Origin of the sequence: Comamonas testosteroni (assembly GCF_014076415.1) — a bacterium.
In the GTDB taxonomy this organism is placed as follows: Bacteria; Pseudomonadota; Gammaproteobacteria; order Burkholderiales; family Burkholderiaceae_C; genus Comamonas; species Comamonas testosteroni_F.
This window is the reverse complement of sequence record NZ_CP043568.1, coordinates 4,751,746-4,773,385: the sequence shown is the minus strand read 5'-3', so window position 1 is coordinate 4,773,385 and position 21,640 is coordinate 4,751,746. Positions and strand designations below refer to the sequence as shown.

Sequence of the window (21,640 nt, the reverse complement as noted above, 5' to 3'; positions counted from 1 at the left end):
GTGCGGCCAGTCGCTCTAAAATCCCCATCTATGCTCGACATTCAACTTCTCCGCAAAGACCTGGATTCAGTCGTCGCCCGACTGCAAACCCGCAAAAACCCCCAAGCCTTCCTGAACGTGGAAGCCTTCAAGGCGCTGGAATCCGAACGCAAGTCCATCCAGACGCGCACGGAGGAGCTGCAGTCCAAGCGCAACCAGCTGTCCAAGCAGATCGGCATGTTGATGGGCAAGGGCGAAAAGGATGCCGCCGAAGCCGCCAAGGCCGAAGTGGCCGCCATGAAGACCGAGCTGGAACAATCGGCCACACGCCTGGACCAGATCCAGACCGAGCTGCAGGCCATGCTGGTGGCCGTGCCCAATCTGCCTCATGAGTCCGTGCCCGTGGGCGCCGACGAAGAAGGCAATGTGGAAGTGCGCCGCTTCGGCACGCCCAGGAATTTCGACTTCGATATCAAGGATCACGTGGATCTGGGCGCGCCGATCGGCCTGGACTTCGAAGCCGGCGTCAAGCTCTCCGGTGCCCGCTTTACCGTGATGCAGGGCCAGATCGCGCGCCTGCACCGTGCGCTGGCCCAGTTCATGCTGGACCTGCAGACCGAGCAGCATGGCTACACCGAATGCTATGTGCCATACATCGTCAACAGCGATTCGCTCAAGGGCACGGGCCAGTTGCCCAAGTTCGAAGGCGATCTGTTTGCTGCCCAGAAGGGCGGCCAGGATGCCGAGCCCCTGCCCGATACCGCGGCTCTGTACCTGATTCCCACAGCCGAAGTGCCGCTGACGAATCTGGTGCGCGACGAAGTGCTGGCCGAAGACCGCCTGCCCATCAAGCTGACCGCACACAGCCCCTGCTTCCGTTCCGAAGCCGGCTCCGGCGGTCGCGACACGCGCGGTCTGATCCGTCAGCACCAGTTCGACAAGGTCGAGATGGTGCAGATCGTGCATCCCGAAAAGAGCTATGAAGCGCTGGAAGAAATGACCGGCCATGCCGAAGCCGTGCTGCAGAAGCTCGGCCTGCCATACCGCGTGATGAGCCTGTGCACGGGCGACATGGGCTTTGGCGCCGCCAAGACCTACGACCTGGAAGTCTGGGTGCCGGCACAGGGAACGTACCGCGAAATCAGCTCGGTCTCCAACTGCGAAGCCTTCCAGGCGCGCCGCATGCAGGCCCGCTTCAAGAATGCGCAGGGCAAGAACGAGCTGGTGCACACGCTCAACGGCTCCGGCCTGGCCGTGGGCCGTACGCTGGTCGCCGTGCTGGAGAACTATCAGAACGCCGACGGCTCGATCACCGTGCCCGAAGCACTGGTTTCGTACATGGGCGGCAAAACTTTGCTGAAGGCCTGATTTTTTAGGCTACAATAGATGCTTCGACACAGGAGAGGTGGCAGAGTGGTCGAATGTACCTGACTCGAAATCAGGCGTACGTGCAAACGTACCGTGGGTTCGAATCCCACCCTCTCCGCCAATGCGGCTGTAGCTCAGCTGGATAGAGTACTTGGCTACGAACCAAGGGGTCGTGGGTTCGATTCCTGCCAGCCGCACCAAACGTTAAGCCTCAGAGTAGAAATACTCTGAGGCTTTTTCGTTTCTGGCGTCTGCGGGAGATATGCGCTTGGCAGAAAGGCCCGGACACCGTGGTGTCCGGCCGGGCCTTGCTCAGGTCTCGCTCTATGGCTGCATCCCTGAGCTGGCCAGCACGGCCAGGGCGCAGGAAGCGATGCGGCTGGCCACCGAGTCGGAGCGGCTGGTCAGCACGATGGGCACGCGCATGCCCAGCACCAGGCCCGCACATTCGGCGTTGGCCATGTAGACCAGTTGCTTGTAGATCATGTTGCCGGCTTCCAGGTTGGGGGCCAGCAAGATATCGGGGCGACCGGCGACATCGGAGACTATGCCCTTGTTGTGCGCCGAGTGCAGGGAGATGGCGTTGTCGTAAGCCAGCGGACCGTCAAATATGCCGCCTGTGATCTGGCCGCGGTCGGCCATCTTGCACAGGGCTGCCGCATCGATGGTGCCGGGAATGGCCGGGTTGACGGTCTCCACCGCCGACAGCAGGGCCACGCGTGGCTGGACTATGCCGATGGCATGGGCCAGATCGACTGCGTTCTGGGCGATGTCGCGCTTTTCCATCAGGCTGGGGAAGATGTTGACCACGCAGTCGGTCATCAGCAGCGGGCGGTCGTAGCCGGGGACGTCCATGATGAAGACATGGCTGGCCCGGCGGCTGCCGCGCAGACCGGCTTCACGCGCCACGGCCGCACCCAGCAGATCGTCGCTGTGCAGGCTGCCCTTCATCAGGGCCCGGGCCTGGCCATCGCGGCACAGTGCTGCGGCCTGGGCCGCGGCGATGCGGGCGTCGTCCGCTGTGGAGTGGATCTCGGCGGCAGACAGATCCAGACCGGCAGAGCGAGCCGCAGCCTCGATGCGCTGCTGCGGCCCTACCAGCAGGGGCTTGATCAGGCCGGCCTCCGCTGCCTGCATGGCTGCCTGCACAGAGCCTGCATCGCAGGGGTAGGCCACGGCCACGGGAATCGGGCCGCGGGCCCGGGCCTGGTCGATCAATTGCTGGAGATGGGGACGCGGCGTGGCGGGTGCATCGTCGGCGGCCACGGCATGTGAGAGTGGGGGAGTCATGAACGCTCCTGCGGGAAGTACGGGGCCCGGCGTGAGCAACGCAGGGGGTCTGGGAGTCGGCTTTCGAGGGCCTTGCGCTTCACTCAGGTGCATGAAACCGGCGCGGCCCAACCCAGGGACACCGAGGAAGGGCCTGGGCTGGCCGCGCCGCCCCGCACCGAGGGTGTCGTCCCCCTCCCCCGCGAAGCGGGTAGAGAGGCGCCGTGCAACGAGGGGGAAGGCGCGCAGCGCCTCAGGGGGTGTCAGACGGTGTCAGACAAAGTCTTTGTACTTGTCCAGCATGCGCACGGGCTTGGACAAGGCGTCGCGGCGGAAGGGGTCGCCGAGCTCGCGTGTGCACATGATCTCGATCACGCAGGTCTTGCCTTCCTTCATCTGCATGTCGATGGCCTTTTGCAGTGCCGGGCCCACGTCCTCGATATGGTCCACCACGATGCCTTCGGCACCCATGGCCTTGGCGATGTCGGAGAAGCTTTCGCTCTCCAGCTCGCCGGCCACGAAGCGGCGGTTGTAGAAGTCCACCTGGTTCTTCTTTTCCGCGCCCCACTGGCGGTTGTGGAACACCACGGCGGTCACGGGGATGTCGTGGCGCACGGCGGTCATGATTTCCATCATGCTCATGCCCCAGGCACCGTCACCTGCATAGGCAATGGCCGGGCGATCGGGGGCTGCACACTTGGCACCGATGATGGTGGGCAGGGCATAGCCGCAGTTGCCGAAGCTCATGGGAGCGAAGAAGCTGCGCGGCTCGTCGAAGCGCAGATAGCTGTTGGCCACCGAATTGATATTGCCGATGTCGGTGGACACCATGACGCGCGCCGGCATGGCTTTTTCGAGTTCTCGCAGCACCTGGCGGGGATGCAGATAGCTGCCGCCGGTCGGCGTGCGTTCGCCCTTGGCCTCTTCGATCATGTCCAGGCTGTAGGGGTCGCGCTCGTGGGTCCAGCCGTCGAGCTCCTTCTCCCAGGCGGCCTTTTCCGTGGCGATGGTGTCGGCGCGCGCAGCCTTGGTGGCGTCACAGCCCAGCGTCACATCGGCCAGACGCCTGCTCAGCTCGGCCGCTACGGCCTTGGCATCGCCGTTGATACCCACGGCGATCTTCTTGACCAGGCCCAGATTGGTGTGATCGGCCTCGATCTGGATGATCTTGGCGGTCTTGGGCCAGTAGTCCATGCCGTGCTGGGGCAGGGTGCCGAAGGGACCCATGCGCGAGCCCAGCGCAATCACCACGTCGGCCTGGGCGATCAGCTTCATGGCGGCCTTGGAGCCCTGGTAGCCCAGAGGGCCGGCCCACAGCGGGTGCTTGGCAGGGAAGGCGTCGTTGCGCAGATAGCCGGTGGCCACGGGTGCGCCCAGGCGCTCGGCCAGCTGCCTGGCTTCTTCCACCGCATCGCCCATGACCACGCCACCGCCGGCCAGGATCACCGGGAACTTGGCGGTCTTGAGCAGATCCACGGCGGCTTGCAGGCTGGCTTCGCCTCCATGGCCGCGGTCCACGCGCATGGGCTTGGGAATCTCGCACTCGATCTCGCCGTAGAAGTAGTCACGCGGAATATTGAGCTGGGTCGGGCCCATCTCGGACATGGCGCGGTCGAAGACGCGGCCCGTGAACTCGGCCATGCGCTTGGGGTTGCAGACATGGCCCTGGTACTTGGTGAACTCCTGGAACATGGGCAGCTGATTGGCCTCCTGGAAGCCGCCCAGGCCCATGCCCATGGTGCCGGTCTCGGGGGTCACGATCACCACCGGGCTGTGCGCCCAGTAGGCTGCGGCAATCCCGGTCACGCAGTTGCTGATGCCGGGGCCGTTCTGGCCAATCACCACGCCGTGGCGGCCCGAGACGCGGGCATAGCCGTCGGCCATATGGGCCGCACCTTGTTCATGCACCACCGGGATCAGGCGAATGCCTGCGGGGGCGAAGATGTCCATGGCATCCATGAAGGCGGAACCCATGATGCCGAACATCTCGCTGACGCCATTGGCGACGCAGGTTTCCACGAATGCTTCCGAAGGGGTCATCTTGTGAACGCCTTCAACCACTTTACGATTGTCCGTTGCAGCCATCTCTGTCTCCTTGAAAATTTGAAACCTATGGTTCCGAAAAAAGAAATAACGATGTCAGTCTATGGCATTTTTTTGTTTTCGTGCAAATAAATTTCTTTTTATGGAATAAATTGACTCGAAAAGTGGAAATTAATATGATCGACAACGATATGAAGCACAGCGAAGACACCCCCTCGGCTCGCCTGGACGGAGACACGCCCAATCTGCGTTTGTTCGCGCTGCTGGAAGCCGTGGCGCAGAAGAGCCAGCCCTTCACCCTGCAGACCATGGTGGAAGAGACAGGGCTGCCCAAGCCGACCATGCACCGCATGCTTGCGCAGCTGGAAAGCGCCGGAATCCTGCAAAGAGATGGCAACGGTCGCCACTACGGCACGGGCCAGCGGCTGATGCGACTGGCGGAGAACGTGTTGCTCAACAACACCACGCATGGTGCAAGGCATGCGGTGCTGACCCAGCTGGTGCGCGAGCTCGGAGAGAGCTGCAACATCACGGCTTTTTCGGGCAGCGAGGTCCTGTATCTGGACCGTGTGGAGACGCCTGCGCCGCTGCGCTTTTATCTGCATCCGGGCTCGCGCGTGCCTGCACACTGTTCGGCCACGGGCAAGCTGTTCCTGAGCCAGATGTCGCCCGCCCAGCGCCGCCGGCTGCTGGCCAATGTGCCGCTGGAAGCGTTTACCGGCAATACGTTGACGACCTTCGAGGCGCTGGAGCAGGAGCTCGATCAGGTGCGGGCGCAGGGCTATGCCTTCGACAACGAGGAGTTCCTGCCCGGTCTGCTGTGCCTTGGCGTGCTGGTGCCCGCGCCCCTGGGCAACTCTAATATGGGGCTTGCCGTGCAGGCCCCCATCATGCGTTTTTCCAAGGAGAAGGCCCTGTCCTTTCTTCCCAAGCTGCAGGCGGCCGTCGAGGCGATCGCCCGCATTAACGATGACGTTCCACCGGAAGCCGATGATGACTGACCTGAGCCAGCTGCAGCCCACCCGCACCGTCAGCGTGCGCGATGTATTTGGCATCGACACGGACATGACCGTGCCGGCTTTTGCCGAGCCGGGCGAACATGTTCCCGCCATTGACAAGGCCTACCGGCTGAATCCGCGGGTGACGCAAGCCATTCTGGCGGGCTTTGCGCACAACCGGCGCGTGGTCGTTCAGGGCCTGCACGGCACGGGCAAATCCACGCATATAGAGCAGGTGGCGGCGAGGTTGAACTGGCCCTGCATGCGCGTGAATCTGGACGGCCATATCAGCCGCCTGGATCTGGTGGGCAAGGACAGCATCGTGCTGCAGGATGGCAAGCAGGTGACCCAGTTTCAGGAGGGCATCCTGCCCTGGGCGCTGCAGCGGCCCGTGGCCATGGTGTTTGACGAGTACGACGCCGGACGCCCCGATGTGATGTTCGTCATCCAGCGGGTTCTGGAGCGTGAAGGCAGCTTTACCTTGCTCGATCAGAAGCGGGTGATCCAGCCGCATCCCTGCTTTCGGCTGTTTGCCACCATGAACACCCTGGGGCAGGGCAATCTCAACGGGCTCTATCACGGTACCCAGCAGCTCAACCATGCCCAGCTCGATCGCTGGAATCTTGTCACCAGCCTGAACTATCTTCCCCCGCAGGAGGAAGCGGCCATCGTGCTGGCGCGCGTGCCGCAGCTGGCCACTGCCGACGGGCGCCGCAAGGTGGACGCCATGGTGGCGCTGGCCGGGCTGACGCGCAAGGGCTTTGCCGTGGGGGATCTGTCCTTGCTGATGTCTCCGCGTACGGTGATCACCTGGGCTGAGAACATTTCCATCTTCCATGACCTGAAGCTGGCCTTCGAGCTGTCCTTCCTCAACAAATGCGAGCCTGCCGAGCGCGCCATCGTGAGCGAGTATTTCCAGCGCTGCTTTGCCCAGGAGCTGACGCAGCCCGAAGAACCAGCGCTGGCGTTTCTTGCATGAGCACGCAGACGCCCACCTCCTTGTCTCTGTCCCGCATGGAGGCCTGGGGCGGAGCCATGCTGCGCGCCATCACGGGCGACGCCGGCCTGCAATGGAGCGGTCAGACGCTGTATCGCGGCACCACGCCCATACCCCAGGCGGCGGCCCACCATAGCCAGGTGCCGGTGCAGCAGACGGATCAGCGCGGCCTGCTCGACAGCATGGGACTGCGTCTGCAGTGGAGCGACCAGGCCCTGTTCCAGTCGCATCTGCCCCAGGACCCGGTGGAGCGCATGGTGTTCGAGCTGCTCGAGCAATTGCGTGTGGAGAGCCTGGTGCCCGAGGCCTGGCCCGGAGCGCGCGAGAACATGCGCCAGCGCTTTGTGAACTGGTGCCAGGCCTTCATGGATTCCGGCCTCACGGAAAGCAGCCTGGGCATCTTGCTGTTTGCGGTGGCCATCACGGCCTGGAGCCGGCTGACCGGGCATGAGATACCTGAGCGCATGGCCGATCTGGTGGAGTCCACGCGGATGTCCCTGGCTTCCCCGCTGGGCCGGCACTGGGATGGGCTGCGGCGCTTCAGAGACCGGCAGCAGCAGTTTGTCGAGCCTGCCCTGGCCGTCAGCCGCTGGGTTGGAATGGCGGTGCGTGCGGCGCAGGACGATGCGCCGCGCGGTGCCGGTGGCCCCAGGCGGCGCAGCAGCTTTGCCCTGCCTCTGCACTTTGAGTCCCAGAGTCAGGACGGCATGCCCGTGGCGCAAAGCGGCGACAGCCGGGCCTGGGCCGGCACCGCGCAAAGCTACCGGGTTTTCACGCGCGAGTTCGATAGGGAAGTGCAGGCCGCTGAGTTGATCCGCGCGTTGCAGCTGGCCCAGTTCCGGGAGCAGATGGACGAGGAGCTGGCGCGCTCGGGATTGCAGCAGGCCGGGAGGCTGGCGCGCTATCTGCAGCAGCGCCTGGCCAGCACGCAGCGCAATGGCTGGAACTTCGGACTGGAGGAAGGCCATCTGGACGGCAGCCGCCTGTCCCTGTTGGTAACGGACCCGCAGCAGCGTGCGATTTTCAAGGACGAGATGCAGCGCCCCGTCAACGAGACCGCAGTCACCATTCTCATGGACTGCTCGGGCTCCATGAAAACCTTTGCCAGGCCCCTGTCGCTGTTGCTCGACGTGCTGGGGCGGGCGCTGGAGATGGCCGGTGCGAGCGTGGAGATACTGGGTTTTTCCACCCACGCCTGGAATGGCGGCAGAACGCGCCGCCTTTGGCAGCGCGCGGGCCAGCCCCAGTTTCCGGGGCGTCTCAACGAGCGCCTGCACATTGTCTTCAAGGACGGGGCCAGGCCCTGGCGTCACGCCCGGCATGGCATTGCGGCACTGCGCAAGCCCGACATCTTTCGAGAGGGCATAGACGGCGAGGCCGTGGAATGGGCGTGCCAGAGACTGCGCGCCCAGACCGCGCAGCGTCGCATCCTGCTGGTGGTCTCCGATGGCTGTCCCATGGACACGGCGACCCATCAGGCCAATGACGAGCATTATCTGGATCAGCATCTGCGGCAGGTTCTTGCCGCCCAGGAGCGCATGGGCGGCGTGAAGGTCTGCGCCCTGGGCGTCGGGCTGGATCTGGGGGTCTTCTACCGTCAAAGGCTTGCTGTCGATCTGCAGCACGATGTCGACGAGGCCTTGCTGTTTTCGGTGGCCGAGATGCTGTGCCGGCGATGACCCGGACGGAGGGTGCGACAGGTATCGCACAAGGCCGGGCAAGCCCAGGCAACAAACCGAAAAGCCGAAAAGCCGAAAAAACGGAAAACAGAAAAGCGGGAAGGCGCAATGCCTGCCCGCTGTCTGCTTGCCGCAGACATCCCCGTCGGGGAATCGGCCGGACTTACATGCGCCCCTTCCATGGAACCAGGCGCTTTTCGACCCAGCGCATGAACAGGTCGAAGACATAGGCGATCACACCGATGACGATGATGCCCATGATCACGATGTCGGTGCGCAGGAAGTTCGAGGCGTTGAGCACCATCTGACCCAGACCCACGTTCGCTGCCACCATTTCGGCGGCAACCAGAGTTGTCCAGCCAAAGCCGATGGCAATGCGCATGCCCACCAGAATGTCGGGCAGGGCCGCCGGCAAGATCACATGGCGGATCACCTGGAAGTAGCTCGCACCCATCGAATAGGCGGCATTGATCTGCTCCTGTGCTGCGCTGCGCATGCCCGAGCGGGCCGCCAGGGCCAAGGGCGCAAAGCAGCTCAGGAAGATCAGCAGAATCTTCGGCGTTTCATCGATGCCGAACCAGATGATGATCAGCGGCAGATAGGCCAGTGGCGGCAGAGGGCGGTAGAACTCGATGGGTGGGTCGAAGATGCCGCGTGCGATGCGTGACATCCCCATCGCAATGCCCAGCGGAACCGCAATCAGGAAGGCCAGCCAGAACGCCACGGTCACGCGCAGCAGACTTGCCGAGAAGTGCTGCCACAGCGGTTTGTCGTTGGCCTGCCCGGTCAGGTACTCATAGAACTGCTGGAACACCGCCTGCGGGCTGGGCAGGAACAAGGGCTTGATCCAGCCGAGATTGGTGGCGGCGAACCACAGTGCCAGCAGCACGGCCACGGTGACGATGCTGATAGAGAGGCTGGAGCCTTCACCAGGGGTCTTGAAGCGACTGGTCTTCACCGGTCCTGACGCCTGCGGGGCAGTGGCCTTGGGCTGCACGCGCGCTGTCGCGGTGGGCAGATGGTTGATTTGGACTGCTTCAGACATTGGCAGGCTCCCGGTGGTGAATCAGACTCAGAACTTCTTCGCGCATCCTGATGAAGTCGGGGCGCGACTTGACGGCACGCGCATCGCCGGTGCGCAGAAACTCATGGCAGAAGGGCATGTCGTCGTAGACATGGGAGATGCGGCCCGGGCTGGGGCTCATGACGATCAGCCGGCTGGCGAGAAACAGCGCCTCTTCCACCGAGTGGGTGATGAAGAACACCATCTTGTGGGTGGCATGCCATACGCGCAGCAGGATTTCCTGAACCTGCTCGCGCGTGAAGGCATCCAGTGCACCCATGGGCTCGTCCATCAGCAGCAGTGCGGGATCGTTGGCCAGCGCACGGGCAATGCCGACACGCTGCTGCATGCCTCCAGACAGTTCATAGACGGCACGCCTGGCGTAGCTCTGCAAGCCCACGACGGCCAGCTTCTCTTCGGCGATCTGTGTGCGCGCCTTCAGATCCATGCCGCGCATGCGCAATCCCAGTGCGACGTTGTCGATCACATTGAGCCATGGCATCAGCGCATGCTTCTGAAACACCACCCCTTGATTGGCTCCGGGGCCCTGAATGGGTTTGCCGTCCAGCAGGATCTGGCCGCTGGACGGTGCCAGAAAGCCAGCCATGCAGTTGAGCAGTGTTGTCTTGCCGCAGCCCGATGCACCCAGAGCGACCACGAAGTCGCCTTCGTTCATGGTCAGGTTGACGGGCGCCAGGGCTTGCAAGTGTCCGCCCTTGACCTCGTAATTGACGGTCAGGTCACGTATATCCAGAGTCGGCATGACATTGCCCTCCTATGTGAAACAAAGCTGGGAGCCACGACGGCGCTGGCCGTCGTGGGCGGGCAGTCAGCGGCCGATTGCCTGCTTGACATAGCTGCTGGTCACGTACGCAGCGTAGTCGGGCTTGACCTCCTGAATCCGACCTTGTGACTTCAGAAACGTTGCGGTATTGGTCATGGCCTTGGCCGCACCGCCTTCCAGCCACTGCACGCCGAGCTGCTCTTCAGCGCTGGGGAAGCGGTAAAGCGCCATGGCTGCGGGCACGTCCTTGGGGTCGGCCTTGCTCCATTTGGCAATGGCCTTGATCTCGGGCGAATCGGGAGTCCACGTGGCCAGGTTGTCGCGCACCTGGGCGCTGGCCCGATTCAGGGCCTTGATGAACGCCACCATGAACTGGGGGTTTTCCTGGGCGAACTTGCTGCTCACGGCAATGCCCTCGAAGGTGGGATAGCCCATCTGCGCAATGGAGCCGGAGGTGGCAATCACCTTGCCCTTTTGCTTGACCTTGGCCAGTACCGGATCCCAGACAAAGGTGCCGTCGATATCGCCGCGCTCCCAGGCTGCGGCAATCTCTGGCGGGCGCATGTTCATGATGTTGACCTTGCGTGCGTCAACGCCTTCCTTGCCCAGGGCAGCGACCAGCTGGTAGTGCGCGGTGGAGACGAACGGCACGCCTATGCGCTTGCCCTCCATGCTCTTGAAACTGCTGATGCCGCCGCCATCGCGTGCCACCAGGGCTTCGGCACTGGCGATGTCTGCAGAGATCCAGAGCAGCTTGATGTCCTGCCCCTGGCTGGCCGCTGCGGTCAGCGGGCTGGAGCCCACCTCTCCCATCTGCACGTCGCCCGAGGCCATCGCCCGTATCACGTCGCCGCCGCCCGAGAACATGCGCCAGTTGATCTTGTAGCCCGTCTCCTTTTCCACTTCACCCGATTCCATGACCAGGCGCAGAGGCACCAGCATGTCCTGGTTGGCGAAGGTCACGGTTTTCTGCTGCGCCAGCGCGAAGCCTGTCATGGCCAGTGCCGCCGTCGCAACACCCGCTTTCAGCATCCATCGTTTTTGCATTTTCATTGCCAATTTCTCCATGGTTAGAGCGATATCGGTTGAAGACTTAGACCAGAGAACCCTTGCTGTGCTCACTCTTGCTGACTGTTTTCCCATTCCCGCTTCTGGCTGAACCGGTTGAAAGCCGCATCGCGAGGCTCAAAGAGCTTTCTCAGCGGATCGTAGTGAGCAACCTTGTGAAGCCAGTAGGGCCAGTTGATGTGAATCGTTAGGTCCAGTCGCGCATGGTCCCGGATGGTGCGTGCAGCATGGATTGGCGTGCACCGCGACCGTGCATTGCAAAGCCTTGCATGGCGCGGCTTGCGCGGGATATCTCGGTTCTGGTGGAGGGCATTTTTGCGACGTCTGCATGGGCTTAGGTGGTTTCACTGATCGCAGACAGATGCGGGAGGATCGGGCTGTCCGAGAGGCATGAATGCTTGCGCAATATGCATGCCAGAGAGGCGGTTTTCCTGTGGCCGGGGCGCCGGGGTGTGCGCTGTACCGCATCCGCAGATAGGATGAAAAAAAGCACCTTCCTCGAGGAAGGTGCTTTTCGTTGCGTGAAGCCCGAACGGCGGCTGGCAGGGTCAGCTCTTCTCGTCGTTCATGTGATACCAGTGGTAGAGAAAGCGCTGGCCCATGCGGCGAAATGGTGCAAACGCCTCCGAGCGCACCATATTGAACACATTCGGATATTCGAGCGATGAGTTGTAGATTGGCAACTCGAAGGCCTTGAGGTTCTGACCTGCGATGCGCTGGGCCATGCGACGGCCTGCATGCGCAGAGAACGACACGCCGTTGCCGCCATAGCCGACCGCATAGAAGACGCTTTCCCTTGGATCGGGCTGGGTGATGCGCGGCATCATGTCGTGGCTTACATCGACCCAGCCCCACCAGGAGTAGTCCACCTGGATTCCCTTGAGGGCCGGGAACTTGTGGTGCAGGCCCTCGACCAGCTTGGCCATATGGACCGGATTGGGCGCATCGGCTCCGGTGATCGAGCTGCGGCTGCCGATCTGCACGCGGTTGTCGGGCAGCTTGCGGTAGTAAAAGCGCAGGGTACGGGTGTCGGTGATGACCTGCGTGGTCTTGAAATTGGTGGCGGCCAGCTCTTCTTGCGTCAAGGGCCTGGTGACCAGCGAGTTCGAGAGAATCGGCATGATTTTGGAGCGCAGGCTGGGGTGCAGGCCGTTGCTGGTATAGCCGCCGGTGGCAAAGCCGACGGCGCGTGCCTTGACCGTGCCGCCCGGTGTCTGGAGGTAATGCACGCCGTTGCGTGTCTCCATGCCCAGCACGGGACTGGCGGGATGCACCTTCACTCCCAGCTCGCGGGCCTTGCGCAGATAGCCGAATGCCAGCTTGAGCGGATGCACGCCAATGCCGTCGGGCTCATGCATCGCGCCACGGCAGTCGGCGTCGTCGACATAGTCGCGGCGCACTGCGTCGACGCTGAGTATGCGGGCGTCGTAGCCGAAGACTTCGCGCATGACGCGGGTCTCGTTGCGCAGAAAATCCATTTTTCTGTCGCGGTGGGCAATATACAAATGCCCTCCCGGCTGCGGCTCGCATTCTGGAAACTCCGCAACCAGTTTTTTGAACGTGTCGAATCCTTCGCGGATTTCCGCATCAAGTTTCAGGGCTGTGTCCTTGCCCCAGCGCTCTATCCACTGCGAGCGATAGAGGCGGCCGCTGGCATTCTGGCCCTGGCCGCCGTTGCGGCTGGTGCAGCCCCAGGCGCTCTGGTTGGCTTCGAGAACCACGGCGCGAATGCCGTGTTCGCGGGCCAGGAACAGGGCCGTGGACAGGCCCGTGAAGCCCGAGCCCACGATGACCACATCGGCCTCCATGTCGCCGCAGACCGGACCATCGTCCTCGGGTGGCCGGCCTGCCGTCCCTACCCAGTAGGTCGGAGCGTAGCCGGCGCCATGTCCGGGGTTTCTTGCAACCAGGGGGTCGTACTGCGGGTCGTATGGATTCAGATGGCTGGGGCGGATGTCCTCGGCTTTCATGGCGGTCGTCTCCTGGTGTGGCTGCGTTTGAAGCGGCGCTCTATTGCTATGGAATTGATGGACGCAAAGTCAATGCAGATGCACTGCTTGCGATGTCGAGAGCAGCATAGCCAGCCCCCTGTGTCGCTGGTTAGGGCCACGGCACAGGTTTTGATGGAGCCAGCATGCAAGCCTGGCCATCCGAATCTCGGGATTGCCGCAGGTGGGTTGCGGCGAGTCTCTTGCCAACTGGGCGACCCATAGAGTCGCGCTCGTCGGGCAGGCCTGCTTCAGGCCGGAATGACCTGGCTGTGTCGGTCGCAACCTCAGGGAATGCATTGGAGCCCACCGAAACCCGTGCAGCCAGCGGGCGTGGCCGTGAACTTTCCCTGCGCCTGTGGCGGCGATGACCGCATTGAGCGTGTTGATGCTCTCCTATCGTTTTCACCTAAAGGAAGCGGCAGAAGAGGCGTTTGCCGACGGGCTTCGGTCTGCGTCCGCAAGAGCTGCGGCAGAGCGTCGCGCTCAGAGGAGAAGCGGACTTTCTCAAGGCATTTTCCGGTGCGCGCCGCCGTCATTTCGCGAGGTATCCGCGCCTTGCGCGACAAGGTCTTGGACTTAACGATAGCCGGCAACTGGCCCTACGAAATGGAGCCAGTGCTACCTACCATGAACCATCGGAATTTCAGGCATTTTTCGATCGAAAGGGGTCGCTTTTGCGATGGTCGGCCCCCATGACATGACAGCAATCTGGAGAGCATATGAGCAAGCAAGAATCCCAACCCGATGTCCAGTTCCTGGCGCGTTTCTCCGACGCGTGGAATCGGCATGACATTGACGCATTGATGGACTTCATGGCCGACGAATGCGAGTTTCACGCCGTTGCCGGCCCTGATCTGATGGGGCGCAGCTTCGTGGGCCGCGAGGCCGTGCGCGAAGGCTTTCAGCTGGCCTGGCAGGTCTTCCCCGATGCCGCCTGGGTGGATGGAGAGCATTTTGTCCAGGGCGCGCGCGGTGTTTCTGAAAGCACCTTCAAAGGCACCAAGGCCGACGGCCTGCGTGTGGAAGCTCGCATGGTCGATGTGTTCACCTTCCGCGACGGCAAGATCGCCGTCAAGAACGCCTACCGCAAGGATCGTCCTCCAGTGGCGCTTTCCTGACACACGCCAGGCATGCGTGCACACCTTCCTGCCTTACGGTGGGAGGTGTTGCACGCAGGGCTTCACACGACAATTTTCAAGCAGATAACTGAACGACCACGGCAACGGCCTGCATGAACAGCAAGGCGCGATCCGATACATAAAGCCGTGGCGACCGGCATTTCCAGGCCGGCAAGACAGGAGACAAAAATGATTGGAAATCCGCATTCGTCGCCGGACGGGCTGTCGCACAGTCTCAAGCAGCGGCACATGACCATGATTGCCCTGGGCGGCGTCATCGGTGCCGGGCTCTTCGTCGGCAGCGGCGTGGTCATCAAGTCGGCCGGGCCGGCGGCTGTCATCTCTTTTCTGATCACCGGCCTGCTGGTGGTGCTGGTCATGCGCATGCTGGGCGAGATGGCCTGCTCCATGACAGGGGGCTCCTTTTACGAGTACGCCCGGGAAGCATGGCGCGACCGGCCCGCCGTGGGTCAGCTGGCGGGATTTCTGACGGGCTGGATGTACTGGTATTTCTGGGTCATCGTCGTGGCGATCGAAGCGGTGGCGGGGGCAGAGCTGGTGCGCTACTGGCTGCCCGACGTACCGGCCTGGAGCATCAGCCTGGTCCTGCTGGTCATGATGACGCTGACCAATCTGGTCTCGGTCAAGTCCTTTGGCGAATGCGAGTTCTGGCTGGCTTCCGTGAAGGTGGCGGCCATCGTGGTGTTTCTGTTCATCGCCGGTGTCTATGTGCTGGGCCTGACTCCGGGGAGTGGCGGAATGCATGTCGCCAATCTGAGCCAGAACGGCGGCTTCATGCCCAACGGCATTGTTCCGGTGCTCACGGGGGCCGTGGCCGCGACCGGCTTCTATTTCGGCGCGGAGATCGTGACGATTGCGGCGGCTGAAACCGCCGAGCCTCAGAAGGCCGTGGCCAAGGCCACGAATTCGGTCATCCTGCGCGTGCTGGTGTTCTACGTGGGATCGGTGCTGCTGGTGGCCTGCCTGGTGCCATGGAACTCCACGGGCATGTCCATGCCCTATGTCAGCGCTCTCGATGCCATGGGCGTGCCGGCCGCTGCCCAGATCATGAATGCAGTGGTGCTGACCGCCGTGCTGTCGGCGCTCAACTCCGGGCTTTATGCTTCGTCGCGCATGCTGTTTGCGCTGACGCGACGCGGCGATGCACCCAAGGTGCTGGCCCAGGTCAGCCGCAATGGCGTGCCCGTGTACGCGATTCTGGTGGCCACATTGTTCGGCTACGGTGCCATCGTCATGTCCTATCTGTCTCCCGACAAGGTGTTCGCCTTTCTCGTGAACTCCTACGGAACGGTTGCCATCTTTGTCTATATCCTGATTGCGATCTCCCAGCTGCGCCTGCGCTCGCGTCTGGAGCGCGAAGCGCCGCATCTGCTCAAGGTGCGCATGTGGTGCTTCCCTTATCTGACCTGGCTGGCGATTGCGGGCATGCTGTCCATCGTGGTGGCCATGGGCTTCATTCCCGAACAGCGCACTCCGCTTGCCCTGGGTGTGGCCAGCCTGTGCATCTTGCTGATTGCCTATCGCGTGCGCCAGGCGTTGCGGCGCGGAATGAGTCCCGAGGGCCTGCTAGACGAGCTGGCACCGCCCAAGCTGCGCAAGAATTGATGAGACCAGCAAAAGCCCCGGACCCTGAGTCCGGGGCTTTTTGTTTGGTTCATCGCGCATTACCGGGGAAGGCTGCGCGAATCTTCAGAAAGAAATAGTCCTGATCGCGGTAGCCATAGGCCCGGCGCTTGATGACCTTGATGGTGTTGTTGATGCCCTCGACAACACTTGTGTTCAACGGATGCCGGCATCGGGCGATGATCCCGTGCAGGTAGCTTTGCAAGCGCTGAGCAAAGGTGCTCAGTGCTGTAATACCGCTTTGGCGCGCTTGCTCACACCAGTGCTGCCAGGCGCGATGCGCCCAAGCCGGACGACGGTAAAACCACAGCTGTTTTAGCTCATCGCGCAAGACGTATACCGCCATTAATGGCTCATTGGCCGCCAGCAGCTCCTTGAGCTGCACTGCTTGTTGAGCCTGCAGCTTGTTGCGATTGCGCAGTAGCAACCAGCGGCTGGACTTGAGCACCTTGCGCGCCAAGGGCTGTTGGCGCAGCAAGTTGGCCTGATCGACACGCACTCGGTCGATAACCTCCCGGCCATACTTGGCCACGACATGGAACAGGTCATAGACGATCTCGGCGTTGGGGCAGTTGGCCTGGATCTCCAGCTCGTAGGCAGTAGTCATGTCGATAGCAACCGCGCGAATGCGCTGGGCAACGCCAACGGGCAACTGCTCGAAGAACTGGCGGGCCGTCTCGCGTGAGCGCCCTTGCCCCACCCACAGCACCTGCCGGCTGATGGGGTCGATGACGACTGTGGCGTAGCGATGGCCCTTGTGCAACGCAAACTCGTCCATTGCCAAGTACTCGATCCGCTCCCATTGCGGCTGCGCGGTAGTGGCCAGCAATAAGGTCTTGTCGATGGACTTGACCGTGTGCCACCCAAGATCGAAGAAGGCCGCGACTGCCTTGATGCTGCTGCTGCGAAGCAACTGGCTGCACGCCTGTGCCAGACGGTCTGTGACGCGCTGGTAGCGACCGAGCCAGCTGAGTTTCTCCAGGCGCGGGCCACCACAGCTATCGCACCACAGACGCCGACGCGGCACATGCAGCACCACCTTGTACTCGAACAATGCCAGATCGCGCACGCGCCGTGTCGTGGTCTCATGGACTTGGCTGCACTGCGCACCGCAGCGTTCGCAATGCATGACGCTGGCCTGCGGCTTCAGATAGATCGACACGGTGCGGCTATCGCCCTGGGGCCACTGCACACGTTCAACCTCGTAGCCCTCCCAGCCGCCAAGAGCCTGCAATAACTTCGAGTCCAGCATTTGATTTGTTCTCCGATGTCAGCTTCGCTGTCGTCAGATTACAAAACGAACGGGCTCATCTCCACGGAATTCCTCGATGAACCTTTTGTTTGGCACCTCTACATGCAGTGCATGGCTTCTGCCAGGGCCTTGATGCCCTGGGCGATTTGTCCCGCAGGAATGGACTGGTAGCCCAGGCGAATGAAGTTGCCCGTGTTGCTAGTGGAAGTGAAGAACACATCGCCGGGCTCGATCAGCACTCCGTGCTCGGCGGCCTGGCGAGCCAGTGCCTGCGCGGGCACATGGTCGGGCAGTTGCACCCAGCACGAGCCGCCGCCGCGTACCGGCGTGATGCGGCATTGGGGCAGGTAGCGAGCCATGGCTGCCGTCAGCTCGGCATGACGCTCTTTCTGGGCCTGACCGAGGCGGCGCAACTGGGCTTCGTAGTGGCCCAGCGAGATGAACATGGCCAATGTGCGCTGGATGAAGGTGGACGGATGGCGGATCATCAGACGGCGCAGGGCACGCAGCTCCTTGATCAGCTCGGGCGGGGCCACGATATAGCCCACGCGAAGGCCGGGTGCCAGACTCTTGGAGAGACTGCCGATATAGATTACGCGGTTGTTGCGGTCCAGGCTTTTGAGTGCCGGGATGGGTTGTTCGTCGAAGCTGCTTTCGCTTTCGTAGTCGTCCTCGATGATGATGAGATCGTGCTTCTGTGCGGCCTCGAGCAAGGCTTCGCGCCGCTCCAGCGGCATGGTGACGCCGGTGGGACACTGATGGCTGGGCGTGACGTAGAGGTACTCGAGCTTGCGCATGGCATTGACGATAGGCAGCCCATCGCCATCCACGCCAATGGGGATGACCTGAGAGGTACGGCTGCTGAAGATATTGCGCGCATCGGGGTAGCAGGGGTTTTCGATGCCGATGGAGGTGCCCTCGCGCATCAGCAAATCGGCCACCATGTACAGCGCATGCTGGGCTCCGACGGTGATGATGATTTCGTCGGGTGAGGCCCAGACGCCGCGGCGCGGCAGGATCTTGGTCTGGACCTGCTGGATGAGGCTGTCGTCGTCGCGGGTGATGTGATCGGGTGCCCACATGCGGATGTCCACCACGCCCAGGGACTTGAGGCAGCATTCGCGCCAGGCGGCCGTGGGAAACAGCTCCTTGTCGAACTGGCCGTAGAGAAACGGATAGGGGAACTGCTGCCAGTCGTCTTCCTTGACGATGCTGCGCTGCAGGCTGGGGCGCAGCCACAGGCGGCGAGACCAGTCCGTGTGCACCTCGGCGTCCGCATTCCTGACATTGCCGGGGTTGCGCTCTGCGGTGCGGCCCTGCAGCACATCGGGGTGGATGAAATGGCCTTTTCTCTCGCGGCTCAGCAAAAAGGCCTCTTCGGTCAACTGCTGGTAGGCCATGACCACGGTGATGCGGCCCACGCCCAGCAGCTTGGCCAGCTCTCGACTTGAGGGGATGGCATCACCGGGCGCGAGAATGCCGGTGAGGATGGCATCGACCAGCATTTCGCGAATCTGGCCCTGCAGGCTCAGCGAGGGCCTGGCGCTGCGGCGAAACAACTGCTCCCACATGGCCACGGATGGAGGAATCGAAGGCGAGGCCTGTTTTCTGTCTGTCGTCATTGATGGTTCTGAATGCACTGCCGCAGCCCGTGGTGGCCTGGAGCGACCGGCTGCCCTGACGCGCGGGGTCTGGTTCCTTGGGGTCCATGACCGAGGCATCGCAGAGGCCGCCAGCAGCTTGCTGGCGGACCGGTTTCAGCGTTCGAGATTAGCGCATATGCATGTGCTTGGAATCAGGCTTTTCATGTGGTTGCACGCGCGCAGCGGCGTCCGGAACTTGAAAATCCTGGGAGACTTTTCTGCAAGCCCCAGAATATGTATATAATTTGAGGCTTAGCGGCTGTAGCTCAGCTGGATAGAGTACTTGGCTACGAACCAAGGGGTCGTGGGTTCGATTCCTGCCAGCCGCACCAAACGACAAGCCTCAGAACTGAAAAGTTCTGAGGCTTTTTCGTTTCTGCCAGGTGTGCTGTTGACGGACTGATGGTGGTTTAGTGCATTTGAAGAAAAATCCGGGTTTTCACCGAGGAGCTTCAAAAACTGTATATAATTCGAGGCTTAGCGGCTGTAGCTCAGCTGGATAGAGTACTTGGCTACGAACCAAGGGGTCGTGGGTTCGATTCCTGCCAGCCGCACCAAACGACAAGCCTCAGAACTGCAAGGTTCTGAGGCTTTTTCGTTTCCGGGCTTTGACGAGCCCTGGCCTGATCAGGCCAGGATCTGTGTGAAGATCGGTCTCATGAGCAAGGCTTTCACCAAAGAATCGGATGGCGACGACGATGAAGACGTCGGAGCTCTGCCGCCATTGCCCGCCGGCGGCAAGAACTACATCACGCCACAGGGCTACCAGCGCATCAAGGACGAGCTGCTGGATCTGATCGACAACGAGCGCCCCAAGATCGTGGAGATCGTGCATTGGGCGGCCAGCAACGGCGACCGCTCCGAAAACGGCGACTATCTCTATGGCAAGAAGCGCCTGCGCGAGATTGACCGCCGCATTCGCTTTCTTACCAAGAGACTGGAAATCGCAGAGGTCGTCGACCCTGCCGTGCACTCAGGCAGCGACCAGGTCTTTTTCGGCGCCACGGTCAGCTACGTGGATGACGAGGGCGTGGAGCGCACCATCACCATCATGGGCATTGACGAGGCGGACAGCGCGCAGAACCAGGTCAGCTGGATTGCCCCGGTTTCGCGCGCGCTGCTCAAGGCGCGTGTGGGCGACGAGGTGGCCTTGCCCACGCCGGCCGGCGTGCGCATGCTGGAGATTCTGGACGTCAGCTATCCTCAGCCCACAACGCGATCCTGAGTTCAGGAGCAACAAAAAAGCGCGGCTTCCGTGTGGAAGCCGCGCTTTTATTTTGTGAGCTGTACTCGCCTGGTTTTCAATGATTTCGGATAGCTTCAGTATTGAAATCATTGATTAACAAGCGCTAAAAGCTATTGTTTTTGAGACTGATTGCCAGCCTGCAGGCGCTGCAGCAGCTCCAGCGTGGGGTAGCCGTCTGCCGCCAGACCCTGGCTCTGCTGGTACTGACGAAGTCCGGCACGGGTGGCCGGACCCATCACGCCGTCGGCCGCTCCGGTGGCAAAGCCGAGCTGCGTCAGGGCGGTCTGCAGCGCCCGTGTCTGCTCACGCGTCAGGGCGCCGAGATCGCGCGGCCATTCGGCGCTGACGCCTCCATTGCCTGCCAGCTGCGATGCGAGCAGGCCCACGGCGAGTGCATAGTTGGTGGAGTTGTTGTAGCGCAGGATGGCGCGGAAGTTGCTGCCCACCATGAAGGCCGGACCACGGGCACCGGCCGGTGCAATGATGCTGGCTCCTGCCATCGCGGGCAAGGCCTGGCCGTTCACGCTTTGCACGCCTTCTGCAGCCCAGGCAGTGCTGTTCTGGCGCGTGGAAAGCTCGGTGCGCGCGTAATCGAAATCGGCTGGCAGGCGCACTTCCACACCCCAGGGTTCGCCGGGGTTCCAGCCCGAGCTTGCAAGATAGTTGGCCGTGGATGCGGCCACATCGGCCATGGAGCCCCAGATGTCGCGGCGGCCGTCTCCATCGGCATCGACTGCATATTGCAGGAAGACCGAGGGCAGAAACTGGGTGTTGCCCATGGCGCCGGCCCAGGAGCTGATCATATGGGCGGCGTCGATGTCGCCGTTGTCGATGATGCGCAGCGCGGCAATCAGCTCCTTCTGCGCCCATTCGGCACGGCGGCCGTCGAAGGCGAGAGTGGCCAGTGCATCCACGGCCGAGAAGCTGCCGAAGTTGCTGCCGTAATTGCTCTCCATGCCCCAGATGGCTGCAATCACGGGCGCAGGCACGCCATATCGCTGGCTGGCCGCTTGCAGACTGGCTACGTATTCCTGCATCTTGAGCTTGCCGGTCCTGATGCGCTGTGCGGAGACGGCGCTATCCAGATACTGCCAGGGCGTGCGCGTGAACTCGGGCTGTGAGCGGTCGAGCTTGACGATGCTGGGCTGCAGCTTGGCTCCGGCCAATGCGCTGCGCAGCGTGCGCTCCGAAATGCCTGCTGCGCGTGCGCGTGGGGCAAATTCCTGCTTCCAGTGCGCGAAGTTGCTGGCCTGTATGGGGCTTTCCATCGCCGCTTCGTCGGTGGCTTGCTCTGCTTTGGCAGGCTGTACCGGTTCGTACGCCGCCGCTGCTGGAGGTTCGGGCCGGGTGGCGCAGCCTGCGAGCAGGGCTGCTGCGACGGCGGTGATCAGCAACGGCTGACGGACATTCAGAAGCGAAGGTGCGGTTTGGAGCATGAATGCCATTGTCGCTTGCTGTCGTGGCCTGGGGGCTGTTGCATGACGGGATAGCGCCCGCA

The 21,640-nt window shown here is 62.4% G+C and carries 16 protein-coding genes and 4 tRNA genes; 11 read left to right on the top strand and 9 right to left on the bottom strand.

Translation table 11 applies throughout. From position 1 onward, the window contains the following. Positions 1–30: 30 nt before the first annotated feature. The 3 genes from serS (at position 31) to F0P97_RS21980 (ending at position 1,547) form a co-directional block, all read left to right on the top strand. Positions 31–1,347 carry a serine--tRNA ligase gene (gene serS, locus F0P97_RS21990; RefSeq protein WP_182284229.1) on the top strand — a complete coding sequence of 439 codons (1,317 nt, stop codon included), beginning with the start codon at positions 31–33 and terminating at the stop codon, positions 1,345–1,347. 31 nt (positions 1,348–1,378) lie between these two features. Beyond that, positions 1,379–1,468: transfer RNA gene (locus tag F0P97_RS21985), tRNA-Ser, on the top strand. Between the two features lie 2 nt (positions 1,469–1,470). After that, positions 1,471–1,547 (top strand) — tRNA-Arg (locus F0P97_RS21980). Positions 1,548–1,671: 124 nt separating this feature from the next. On the opposite strand, the gene F0P97_RS21975 is transcribed toward F0P97_RS21980, so the two are convergent. Then, on the bottom strand, positions 1,672–2,637 hold the full coding sequence (locus F0P97_RS21975; protein ID WP_182284227.1) for a bifunctional enoyl-CoA hydratase/phosphate acetyltransferase: 966 nt from the start codon (positions 2,635–2,637) through the stop codon (positions 1,672–1,674). Positions 2,638–2,889: 252 nt separating this feature from the next. Continuing rightward, positions 2,890–4,701 (bottom strand): sulfoacetaldehyde acetyltransferase, encoded by a 1,812-nt coding sequence (xsc, locus tag F0P97_RS21970; protein ID WP_182284225.1) that lies wholly within the window; start codon positions 4,699–4,701, stop codon positions 2,890–2,892. A 134-nt stretch (positions 4,702–4,835) separates the two neighbouring features. On the opposite strand from xsc, the gene F0P97_RS21965 reads away from it, so the two are divergent. Genes F0P97_RS21965 through F0P97_RS21955 form a run of 3 tightly spaced genes read left to right on the top strand, consistent with a single transcriptional unit; the run spans position 4,836 to position 8,333 of the window. Further along, on the top strand, positions 4,836–5,660 hold the full coding sequence (locus tag F0P97_RS21965) for an IclR family transcriptional regulator (protein WP_182284223.1): 825 nt from the start codon (positions 4,836–4,838) through the stop codon (positions 5,658–5,660). Then, positions 5,653–6,636 carry an AAA family ATPase gene (locus F0P97_RS21960; protein WP_182284221.1) on the top strand — a complete coding sequence of 328 codons (984 nt, stop codon included), beginning with the start codon at positions 5,653–5,655 and terminating at the stop codon, positions 6,634–6,636. Before F0P97_RS21965 ends, F0P97_RS21960 begins: the two co-directional genes overlap by 8 nt. Continuing rightward, a complete protein-coding gene (locus tag F0P97_RS21955) occupies positions 6,633–8,333 on the top strand; it encodes a cobaltochelatase CobT-related protein (protein ID WP_182284219.1) in 1,701 nt (566 codons plus the stop codon). Before F0P97_RS21960 ends, F0P97_RS21955 begins: the two co-directional genes overlap by 4 nt. Positions 8,334–8,496: 163 nt before the next feature. Here the strand turns inward: F0P97_RS21955 and F0P97_RS21950 are convergent, their stop codons facing one another. The 4 genes from F0P97_RS21950 to F0P97_RS21935 form a co-directional block, all read right to left on the bottom strand. Beyond that, positions 8,497–9,378, bottom strand: coding sequence for an ABC transporter permease subunit (locus F0P97_RS21950; RefSeq protein WP_182284217.1), 882 nt, complete (start codon positions 9,376–9,378; stop codon positions 8,497–8,499). After that, entirely contained in the window at positions 9,371–10,159 is a 789-nt protein-coding gene (locus F0P97_RS21945; RefSeq protein ID WP_182284215.1) for a taurine ABC transporter ATP-binding protein, read from the bottom strand. Before F0P97_RS21945 ends, F0P97_RS21950 begins: the two co-directional genes overlap by 8 nt. Before the next feature lie 66 nt (positions 10,160–10,225). After that, the gene (gene tauA, locus F0P97_RS21940; protein WP_182284213.1) at positions 10,226–11,233 is read right to left on the bottom strand and encodes a taurine ABC transporter substrate-binding protein; all 1,008 of its coding nucleotides are present in this window, start codon (positions 11,231–11,233) and stop codon (positions 10,226–10,228) included. Positions 11,234–11,796: 563 nt separating this feature from the next. Then, positions 11,797–13,218, bottom strand: coding sequence for an NAD(P)/FAD-dependent oxidoreductase (locus F0P97_RS21935; RefSeq protein WP_182284211.1), 1,422 nt, complete (start codon positions 13,216–13,218; stop codon positions 11,797–11,799). A gap of 740 nt (positions 13,219–13,958) precedes the next feature. Here F0P97_RS21935 and F0P97_RS21930 point away from each other — a divergent pair. Both F0P97_RS21930 and F0P97_RS21925 read left to right on the top strand, forming a co-directional pair. After that, positions 13,959–14,357, top strand: a complete 399-nt coding sequence (locus tag F0P97_RS21930) for a nuclear transport factor 2 family protein (RefSeq protein ID WP_182284209.1) — start codon at positions 13,959–13,961, stop codon at positions 14,355–14,357. A 189-nt stretch (positions 14,358–14,546) separates the two neighbouring features. Continuing rightward, complete coding sequence (locus tag F0P97_RS21925; protein WP_182284207.1) at positions 14,547–15,983, top strand: amino acid permease; 1,437 nt, start codon at positions 14,547–14,549, stop codon at positions 15,981–15,983. Between the two features lie 49 nt (positions 15,984–16,032). Here F0P97_RS21925 and F0P97_RS21920 read toward each other — a convergent pair whose 3' ends face one another. Both F0P97_RS21920 and F0P97_RS21915 read right to left on the bottom strand, forming a co-directional pair. After that, a complete protein-coding gene (locus tag F0P97_RS21920; protein ID WP_182284095.1) occupies positions 16,033–17,253 on the bottom strand; it encodes an ISL3 family transposase in 1,221 nt (406 codons plus the stop codon). A gap of 98 nt (positions 17,254–17,351) precedes the next feature. Further along, positions 17,352–18,875 (bottom strand): PLP-dependent aminotransferase family protein, encoded by a 1,524-nt coding sequence (locus tag F0P97_RS21915; RefSeq protein WP_182284205.1) that lies wholly within the window; start codon positions 18,873–18,875, stop codon positions 17,352–17,354. Positions 18,876–19,151: 276 nt separating this feature from the next. On the opposite strand from F0P97_RS21915, the gene F0P97_RS21910 reads away from it, so the two are divergent. The 3 genes from F0P97_RS21910 to greB all read left to right on the top strand — a co-directional run bounded on the left by F0P97_RS21910 (position 19,152) and on the right by greB (position 20,121). Then, positions 19,152–19,228 (top strand) — tRNA-Arg (locus tag F0P97_RS21910). Positions 19,229–19,376: 148 nt separating this feature from the next. Next, positions 19,377–19,453 (top strand) — tRNA-Arg (locus F0P97_RS21905). Between the two features lie 101 nt (positions 19,454–19,554). Then, on the top strand, positions 19,555–20,121 hold the full coding sequence (greB, locus tag F0P97_RS21900) for a transcription elongation factor GreB (protein ID WP_182284203.1): 567 nt from the start codon (positions 19,555–19,557) through the stop codon (positions 20,119–20,121). Positions 20,122–20,252: 131 nt separating this feature from the next. Here greB and F0P97_RS21895 read toward each other — a convergent pair whose 3' ends face one another. After that, positions 20,253–21,587, bottom strand: coding sequence for a lytic murein transglycosylase (locus tag F0P97_RS21895; protein ID WP_182284201.1), 1,335 nt, complete (start codon positions 21,585–21,587; stop codon positions 20,253–20,255). Positions 21,588–21,640 lie beyond the last annotated feature (53 nt).

What these genes read in the sequence shown, in the direction of transcription:
- serS (WP_182284229.1), top strand. Translation starts at nt 31, where the DNA reads ATGCTCGACATTCAACTTCTCCGCAAAGACCTGGATTCAGTCGTCGCC.
- F0P97_RS21975 (WP_182284227.1), bottom strand. Translation starts at nt 2,637, where the DNA reads ATGACTCCCCCACTCTCACATGCCGTGGCCGCCGACGATGCACCCGCC.
- xsc (WP_182284225.1), bottom strand. Translation starts at nt 4,701, where the DNA reads ATGGCTGCAACGGACAATCGTAAAGTGGTTGAAGGCGTTCACAAGATG.
- F0P97_RS21965 (WP_182284223.1), top strand. Translation starts at nt 4,836, where the DNA reads ATGATCGACAACGATATGAAGCACAGCGAAGACACCCCCTCGGCTCGC.
- F0P97_RS21960 (WP_182284221.1), top strand. Translation starts at nt 5,653, where the DNA reads ATGACTGACCTGAGCCAGCTGCAGCCCACCCGCACCGTCAGCGTGCGC.
- F0P97_RS21955 (WP_182284219.1), top strand. Translation starts at nt 6,633, where the DNA reads ATGAGCACGCAGACGCCCACCTCCTTGTCTCTGTCCCGCATGGAGGCC.
- F0P97_RS21950 (WP_182284217.1), bottom strand. Translation starts at nt 9,378, where the DNA reads ATGTCTGAAGCAGTCCAAATCAACCATCTGCCCACCGCGACAGCGCGC.
- F0P97_RS21945 (WP_182284215.1), bottom strand. Translation starts at nt 10,159, where the DNA reads ATGCCGACTCTGGATATACGTGACCTGACCGTCAATTACGAGGTCAAG.
- tauA (WP_182284213.1), bottom strand. Translation starts at nt 11,233, where the DNA reads ATGAAAATGCAAAAACGATGGATGCTGAAAGCGGGTGTTGCGACGGCG.
- F0P97_RS21935 (WP_182284211.1), bottom strand. Translation starts at nt 13,218, where the DNA reads ATGAAAGCCGAGGACATCCGCCCCAGCCATCTGAATCCATACGACCCG.
- F0P97_RS21930 (WP_182284209.1), top strand. Translation starts at nt 13,959, where the DNA reads ATGAGCAAGCAAGAATCCCAACCCGATGTCCAGTTCCTGGCGCGTTTC.
- F0P97_RS21925 (WP_182284207.1), top strand. Translation starts at nt 14,547, where the DNA reads ATGATTGGAAATCCGCATTCGTCGCCGGACGGGCTGTCGCACAGTCTC.
- F0P97_RS21920 (WP_182284095.1), bottom strand. Translation starts at nt 17,253, where the DNA reads ATGCTGGACTCGAAGTTATTGCAGGCTCTTGGCGGCTGGGAGGGCTAC.
- F0P97_RS21915 (WP_182284205.1), bottom strand. Translation starts at nt 18,875, where the DNA reads ATGACGACAGACAGAAAACAGGCCTCGCCTTCGATTCCTCCATCCGTG.
- greB (WP_182284203.1), top strand. Translation starts at nt 19,555, where the DNA reads ATGAGCAAGGCTTTCACCAAAGAATCGGATGGCGACGACGATGAAGAC.
- F0P97_RS21895 (WP_182284201.1), bottom strand. Translation starts at nt 21,587, where the DNA reads ATGGCATTCATGCTCCAAACCGCACCTTCGCTTCTGAATGTCCGTCAG.